This is a genomic window from Paraburkholderia mimosarum LMG 23256 = NBRC 106338 (assembly GCF_000739815.1).
GTDB lineage: Bacteria > Pseudomonadota > Gammaproteobacteria > Burkholderiales > Burkholderiaceae > Paraburkholderia > Paraburkholderia mimosarum.
Map to the genome: position 1 here is coordinate 1 of NZ_BBJJ01000321.1, position 1,151 is coordinate 1,151.

Consider the following 1,151-nt stretch of genomic DNA (forward strand, 5'->3'; position numbering starts at 1 on the left):
ACGCGGCTCGCCATATCCCAGCTCGCATGCAGACGGCGCGGCAGCGCATCGACGCCTTGCATCGCCAGCAACGCGAGCGGCGCAATGAACGGCAGGATATACAACTCGCGCACCGTCGCCGAGCTTTGCAGCACGGCGAAGCCGATGCCCGCGAAGATCGCCGGCAATGCCACTTCCGGAGCGCGCCAGCGCCGCCATGCGCCGCGGGCGAGCGCGGCCAGCGCGAGCGGCACCACCGGAAAGCCGACACTCAGAATGGTGCGCAAAACGAACAGGCGGCTTTCGTTCCTGGAGCCCAGTTCGGCCACCGAGAAACCCAGAAAGCGCCCGACGTTGTTGTCCCACAGCCAGACTTTGAATAGCGTTTCCGAGCGTAGATAGAAGCAGATCGGCCAGATCAGTATGAACGGCGCGCAAACCAGCAGCGCAATGCCGAGCGCGCCCGCAAACCTGCGGCTGCGGCAACCGGGATACAGCGCGAGCAGCGCGAGGATGGTTGCGCCGAAAACGAGAGGCACGAACAGGCCTTTGGCGAGCAGCGATACGCCGACACCCGCGCCGAACATTGCTGCGGCGCTGATGATCGCGTGGCGCCGGCCATCAGAGTCGGGCGGCGGCTCTGCTTGAGCGGCATCAGCGCCATCGCCTGTATGGACCAACACCAACTCGAACAAACCACAGAAGCCGACGCGGCGCCTGCCATCAAGGCGACGTCGGTCATCAGGTCGTGTACGTGTTTGACGACGATGGGCGTGCCGGCGAACAACGCAAGCGTGCCGATCACGCGCAGGTCGAACCAGCTCGACGCTGCCACCGCGCGGCGTACGATCCGTGCCGTGCAGAAGAGGGTCAAGCTGCCGAACAGCACGCTCGCGAGACGCGCCGCGTCGTGCAGCGGCAGATAGCGGCCGAACATCCACGCGAGGCCGGTGGCAACCCAGTCGTAGATCGGCGGCTTCTCGACGAATGGTTGCCCGGCGTTGGTGGGTACGATCAGATCGCCGGTGTCGAGCATGTGCTGGATGATGCCGAACGTATAGGTCTCATCCTGCTTCCATGGCTGGTGGCCGAGCGTGCCAGGCAGCAGCCACGCGCTCAGTATCGCGACGGCGGCGAGCCACAGCAGCCAGCGGACGGCGGCAAGCGCGAGC

The 1,151-nt window shown here is 65.7% G+C and carries 1 pseudogene; it reads right to left on the bottom strand.

The annotated features are described in order from the left end of the window. Window positions 1–1,151 (bottom strand): annotated as a pseudogene (locus BMI01S_RS37675) (ArnT family glycosyltransferase); the annotation flags it as partial.